The sequence below is a fragment of the Runella sp. genome (genome assembly GCF_027484545.1).
Taxonomy (GTDB): Bacteria; Bacteroidota; Bacteroidia; order Cytophagales; family Spirosomataceae; genus Runella.
In genome coordinates, this window is record NZ_JAIXST010000265.1 from 1 (window position 1) to 6,729 (window position 6,729).

4 protein-coding genes are annotated in these 6,729 nt (G+C 41.7%); 3 read left to right on the plus strand and 1 reads right to left on the minus strand.

Annotated features, from left to right (window positions below):
* The coding region (locus Q0081_RS23945) for a SusC/RagA family TonB-linked outer membrane protein (RefSeq protein WP_298359745.1) at positions 1–2,402 on the minus strand (2,402 nt) is incomplete at its 3' end.
* A 258-nt stretch (positions 2,403–2,660) separates the two neighbouring features.
* Between Q0081_RS23945 and Q0081_RS23950 the strand changes: the two genes are divergently transcribed.
* From Q0081_RS23950 to Q0081_RS23960, 3 genes are all read left to right on the plus strand, one after another.
* Positions 2,661–3,401, plus strand: a complete 741-nt coding sequence (locus tag Q0081_RS23950; protein WP_298359748.1) for an HAD family hydrolase — start codon at positions 2,661–2,663, stop codon at positions 3,399–3,401.
* Positions 3,401–4,546: a TIGR03364 family FAD-dependent oxidoreductase gene (locus Q0081_RS23955; protein ID WP_298359751.1), complete on the plus strand. Its 1,146-nt coding sequence runs from the start codon at positions 3,401–3,403 to the stop codon at positions 4,544–4,546. The genes Q0081_RS23950 and Q0081_RS23955 overlap by 1 nt, the downstream gene beginning before the upstream one ends.
* 136 nt (positions 4,547–4,682) lie before the next feature.
* The gene (locus Q0081_RS23960) at positions 4,683–6,131 is read left to right on the plus strand and encodes a hypothetical protein (RefSeq protein WP_298359754.1); all 1,449 of its coding nucleotides are present in this window, start codon (positions 4,683–4,685) and stop codon (positions 6,129–6,131) included.
* Positions 6,132–6,729 lie beyond the last annotated feature (598 nt).

Below are 6,729 nucleotides of genomic sequence, written 5' to 3' on the forward strand. Positions count from 1 at the left end.
GACCAGTTAGCTAGCACCTCCCACGTAAAACCACGGACATTTTTGATAGGCGTACCCGTTACCGAAAGTTCAACGCCTTTTTTCTGCGTTTTGATACCGTTTACCAACGCCGCCGAGTAACCTGTTGTGTTCGACAAAGGCAGGTTGAAGATACGTGGGCCGTCGTTTGACACAAAATAGGCGGCATCCAAAGTAAGGCGGTTGTTTAAGAAACGAACATCTGTACCAAATTCAATTTGCGAGGTTGAGTTTGGCTTTATTTGTTCGTTGTTCAGGGTATTTGTATAATAGGCAGCAGGTTGATTATTGTAAACCAAAGGGGTGCTATATACTGCAGAATTTTGGTAAGATGGTCCATCGTAAGACGACGAATAGGATTCACCATAACCCAGATTGATTCCAGTGTATGAAGATTGCGTTAAACCGTCTTTAACGTTGGCATACGAACCTCTGAACTTCAAAAATGAGATTGGGCCTAAGTTTTCTACCAAATCAGAAACAACAAAACTTGCCGCTACTGATGGATAAAAGAACGTATTGTTACCTTTCGGCAAGGTAGATAATTGATCCATTCGGCCAGTAGTAGAGACTGTTACGAAGTTTTTGTAGGTAAAGTCAGCCGAATAATAGGCCGAATTAACACCCATAGCCGAACGGAAGTTATTGATACGAACTGGATTGGCCGAGTTAGCAAAGCTATAAACTCCTGGCACGTTCAGATAATCGGTAGTGGTAAAATTATAGTTGTAATTGAAAGTGCGCGTATTACCACCCACAAAGCCATTGATAGAGAAATCGTTACCAATCTTTTTGTCAATTTTAACCAACAATTCTGTATTGTTGTCGAACAAGTTGCGTTGGTCTTCGCGGTAATCTCCACGGCGTTCGTCACGCCCATAAGTACCCATCGAAAAAGGAAACTTCTCAGTGCGGAGTGTATTCCAAGTAGAAATCTGCGTACGTAATGTAGCCTCAATGCCATTGGCAATCTGGTACTTCATAGCCACCTGCCCAATAATATCGGTTTTATTGTGGCTACGCAACCACTCATACGACATAAAATACGGGTTGTTGTAGCGCTGGTACTCCGCATAGATTTGCTGTACACCTTCTTTGCCAGGCTGCCAGTAGTTGCGCATATCATCCATTGACCAGTCGGCGCCTGCCCAGATAATGATGTTGTAAATCATGGAGTTAGGGCCGTAATTTACATCAGGTATATTAGGCGACTGCTGGCGGTTATATTGCAAATTTGACTCAAAAGTAAGGCGCTTGCTAAACTTGTAATCAAACGAAGTATTGAAAGTAGTACTGTTGAGTTTGGTATTTGGCACAATCCCTTTTTGGTAGGTATTCGAAAGAGAAAATCGCGCGTTATACTTGTCGCCAGAGGCAGATACTGCTACGTTGTTTGTTGAAAGAACACCTGTTTTTAGGTAGCGTGTTAGGTTGTCTTTGCCACGTGCTGTCCAGGGCGTACCTTGGCGCTTTCCAGTAATTGGATCAACAGGGCTATCGTACTGAGGTAGCAACTGACCGTCAAAACGGGGTCCCCATACGTCGTAGTCACCGTCGTTTTTACCAGCACCACGTCCATCTACGAATTCATACACACCGTGGTCTCCAGGACCGTAGAGGTCTTGCACTTTTGGAATGGCGTTGAAGCCGTTGTCGAACATGGTCGAAGAATTGAAATCGACTGAAAAGCCACGCTTATCTTTGGAACCGCGTTTGGTGGTAATCAAAATCGCTCCGTTTTTACCACGGAAACCGTACAAAGCCGATGCTGATGCACCTTTTAGCACAGAGTAATTCTCGATGTCGTCTGGGCTAATATTCCAAGTATCAGAGTTGATTGGCACACCATCTACTACATACAAAACATCAGAATTACCTCTCAAAACAACTTGTGGGCGGCGAAGCATTTCTGCGCTCATACCAATTGTTAAACCAGCTACTTTTCCCACCAAACCTTGGATAGGATTAGGCTCACGTGCTTTTATCGTTTGGCTAGCGTCAATCCCCTGAATGGAGACACCCGTACGACGAATGTCTTTTTTGATTCCAAGGGCAGTAACCACGACCTCTTGAAGCTGTTTGAGGTCCTGGCTCATTTTCAAATCAATCGTAGAACGGTTTCCAACGGTGATTTCCTGAGCGGTATAACCTACAAACGAGAAAACCAACACATTCTCAGGTGATACACTGATTTGAAATTTTCCTTCTCCGTTTGTATTTACGCCACGATTGGTTCCTTTCACAATAATACTTACACCCGGAAGCGGGTTGTTGTCGTCGGCAGTCACTGTACCCGTGACTGACTTTTGGGCAACGGCGCTAAAAGTAACTAAAAGACAAAAGGCAAGTACTTTCAACGCAAGTTGGGGTAGTTTTTGTACCATAAAATAGAGTGTTTGGAAAGATGAATGAAAGATATGTTGGGTGGTATATCCGGCAAATGTACCAGTGTAGTATTACTTAAAAATTAAGTTCGTGTTAAGTTAATGTAAAGAATAGAGGTGTTATAGATAATGTACTAATTGATAGGTAGTTATGTAGATATGAGAAAATCAAAACAAATGAACTGAAAAAATGTTTTGTTTAGTATGTATATTTTTTTAGACCTTTGCACTTTAACTTTGTAATTACACTTAATTAGAATGAGTCAACAGATAGAGTTGGTAGTTTTGGACATGGCTGGGACTACCGTTACTGACCAACACGAGGTAGAGGCCTGTTTTGCAAAGGCGGCACGCCTTACGGGTATTGAAGCTACAGATGCAGAAATCTTAGCGGTACAGGGTTTAGCCAAACGATTTGTATTCCAGCTTTTTTGGAGAAAACAACTCGGGGAATCTCATCCCGAAGTAGAGAAACGCGTAGATGAATCGTATGCCTTATTCAAAGAAATTCTGGAAAAACACTACCATACGCATCCCGTTACTCCGACAGAGGGGTGTTTAGCATTGTTTAACTATCTGCATGAAAATCAAATAAAAATAGCGTTAACTACGGGTTTTTATCGAGTCGTAACGGACATTATTTTGGAGAAATTAGGATGGCTCGAAGGACTGGATGAAAACCGCGTCGGTACTCCTTCTTCGATGATTCAGGCTTCCATTTCGAGTGACGAAGTGGAGTTGGGCCGCCCGCATCCTTTGATGATTCAAAAGGCGATGCGACTGCTGGGTGTCAGTGACCCGAAGCGCGTCATTAATGCAGGGGATACCCCTTCCGATTTGCAATCAGGTCATGCCGCCGGGGTATTTCTTAATTTGGGAGTAACCAATGGTACGCATACAACGGAGCAACTGATTTCGCACCCGCACGATGCACTGATTGGCTCTATCGACGAAATTATTAATGTAATAGAAGGTACAAAGGTTAAAAGTAAAAGTTAATGCAGACTCATTTTGACCTAATCGTCGTTGGTGGGGGAATTATGGGCACGTTTCATGCCTATCATGCCGCTCGACGCAACAAATCAGTTTTACTTTTAGAAAAAGATAATTTTCCGGTAGGAGCCACTGTTCGAAACTTCGGACAGGTAGTACCCTCAGGACTTGCCGGACGCTGGTTTAACTACGGCCAACGGAGTTTGGAATTGTACGGGGAACTTCAGGCAAAAACGGACTTAACTTTCCGTAAAAATGGTTCGGTCTACATTGCTTCCGATGCCGACGAATGGCAGTTGGCAAACGAGCTGTACGACTATTACCAAAAAGTAAATTATCCCTGCGAATTATTGAGTCGGGAAACCTGCCTTGAGAAGTATCCTTATCTTCAGAAGAGCTACCCGGTAGGTGCCATTTTTTTTCCAAATGAATTTACTGTCGACTCGCCGTTGCTGATGCAACGATTTTTGGGGTATTGCGTCGAACAGGCAGGAGTTACTTATCTTAACAATGCCAACGTGATGGAGTGCCAAACTACCAACGACAAGGTACAGGTGCGGCTCACGAATCGGCAGCAATTTGAAGCCGAAAAAGTGCTGATTTGCAATGGACACGAGTTTCGGATGTTGTACCCCGATTTGTTTGCACAGAGTGGCTTAGTGGTAAGTAAATTACAAATGCTTCAGACTGTACAGTTCCCTGAATTAACCATGAAGGGGAATCTCCTGACGGGACTGACTATCCGGCGCTATGAATCTTTTCAACAGCTTCCTTCTTATGCCAACCTTACGACACCGGCACATTATGAGGAGCTCAAAAAATGGGGAATTCACATATTGTTTAAACAGGCGGTGGATGGGTCAATCGTGATGGGCGATTCGCACGAGTACGCCGGAGCACAACACGTAAATGATTTAGGATACCACATTAATGATTACATTAATCAGTTAATGATTGAGGAAGCCAAGCGGATTGTTGACTTACCGGTAGAACGTATTCAAAGCAGTTGGGCAGGCTTTTACAGTCAAACGACTGATGAAATTTATGAGTATGATATTGATGAAAATATCCGGATCATCACGGGAATCGGAGGGAAAGGAATGACTTCCAGCGGAGGGTATTCTGAAGAAACAATTGCGGCATATATATAGGTACAAGCGAAAGCTCACAAACGTTGGCAACGTTTTGGTTCTGTCCAAATCGTTGCCAACGTTATTTTTGGTTGAACTATAGATAATACAGGCCAATTTTAGTTTAATTTGTACTGATTTTCAATCAGCTACAGGCATGAAATTTCTTATTGCTTTTAAAGTCATCAGTACGGTTGTTTTTTTTGCTTCTTACAGCTTCGGGCAGGTGAAACCTGCGATTTTGAAAATCAGATTTGATAAACCCGATTTACAGGCGAGTTCTATTCGAATAGAAAATGGAAAGGCACCGGCAAGGCGGATAGTGTTAGATTCAACGACCACCCGCACGGACTCAGCAGGAATAGTTATTTATACTTTTGCCATTCGTAAATCTGGGGTTAAAAACATCGCATTTTTTCAAGATTCGACAATGGTGACTTCCATTGATTTTTTTCTTCGCCCTGGGGAAAAAATTAATTGTATTGAAAAAGGAAGCAAATTTATTTTTGAGGGCGAAGATAATGCGGCCAAAGTCAACCGTTTTTTGCGGGAAATTGGTATTTTGAGTAAAGATTCTTTGCGCCAGAAACCCTTGATGCGGAAAGTAGCAGATGATCTATATGCCAATTTTATGAGAGACATGGCCGATGAAAAATGGCATCTGTATCAAACCACGCAGGACACGACCGATACTACCCAAAATATATTCGTAAAGGCAGCCTTGGAAGCCCAACAATATCAACGAGTTCAGTTTTTTGTTCAAACTAAAGATTGGACTGACGATATGTTTGAAAGAATAAAGGACATTATCGTGGGGCGGCAGCAGCGGATTTTTATTCCCAATAATGAAACCACCTATCGGCCTCCTTTTCGGATTGTGCCACACGAAGACGCGATTCTATCTTGGGATTATCTGTTTTCTTTAACGAGCCATTTGGGGGGTAATATTAATTACTTTAACCAGAAAAACAACCTCAGTGAAAAAGTCGCCGAATTTTATGATGCTGTGGATCGTGAACTGAGTCGACTGCCTCAAACCCGTGAAGCGTTACTTTCCACTATTTTACGGAGCAATTGGTTCAATGATTCTGGTTCTCAGGGACTCCTCGAACGATTTGAACGCGACTTCCCCAATTCAAAGCACTTAAAAGAGGTTCATTACGCTAATTGGTCCATGCAAAAAGCGAAAGCAGGAGCGTCGATTCCGCCTATTCCATTGTTAAAATCGGACAGTACACAAACAACTTTAGTAATCCCCAAAGGCTCCCCAACTTTGGTTTTGATTTGGAATACGTGGGAGGATAGTTGTCAATTGGCACTCTCTGCGGTGGCTTTACTTGCAAAAAAATACGACAAAAGTACCGTGCGCTTTCTTACGGTATGCGCCCGAAATCGCTTTGAAAGTTGGAAGGAAGTGCTGATGTGCCATTGGTCCAATCCTCAAAAAGACGCACATTTTTACGCAGATTATCCCGAAACATCGGTTTTGGAAGGGTTTTTTACCAAAAAACGCCCTAAGCTTGTCTTCTTGGACAAAGAAGGGAAATACGTAGAAGAGTTCAGTCCCTTTGAAACTGCGAAAATTGAAAAATGGCTTAAAAAATAAAGTTTAGCCGCTACCCCAATTAACAATCCCACTTTTCCTGAAAAATTTCATTCCCCTAAAAAGAGCGGATGTCAAAATCGTTGTCTTTTTTCTTGCTTTGAATTGCATTAATAGATAGATGTATGCTTTTTAGAAAAGCATATAAACTACGGTTTTTTGTCCCTTTTAGGGTAAGTCCCTAAAAAATCATAAATGAAGAACGGGAGCTTGCTTTACTGTAATGACTATCATTGGTTTGGGATGGGCCTACAATGCTAAAAGGTTTACAATTAGTGTGTTGAACTGTTTTCTAATCACAATGAACTACTTAAAATAAGTAGTTCTCGCTTCTCATTTTTTCGCTTTATTGGGCATAAATTACACAAAAATGTGTGATTTATGTAACATTTTCCAAAATTTATGTAACACTTTTTGGCATAGAAAGTCAGACCTTTATCGAAGTAATATTTATCTCAATTTGATGTCAGTTAAATTTAAAAAAGAGCAGGATTCAAGTTACAAATGCAACTTCTTGATGGTTAGTTAATTGATTAAAAATTTGATTTGGTGTTTGAAAATCATGTCTTTTTCTTGGCCTGTTATTAAGTTCATTCTCTAC

Excerpts from the sequence above, each read along its gene's own strand:
- Q0081_RS23950 (WP_298359748.1), top strand. The coding sequence starts at position 2,661 with ATGAGTCAACAGATAGAGTTGGTAGTTTTGGACATGGCTGGGACTACC.
- Q0081_RS23955 (WP_298359751.1), top strand. The coding sequence starts at position 3,401 with ATGCAGACTCATTTTGACCTAATCGTCGTTGGTGGGGGAATTATGGGC.
- Q0081_RS23960 (WP_298359754.1), top strand. The coding sequence starts at position 4,683 with ATGAAATTTCTTATTGCTTTTAAAGTCATCAGTACGGTTGTTTTTTTT.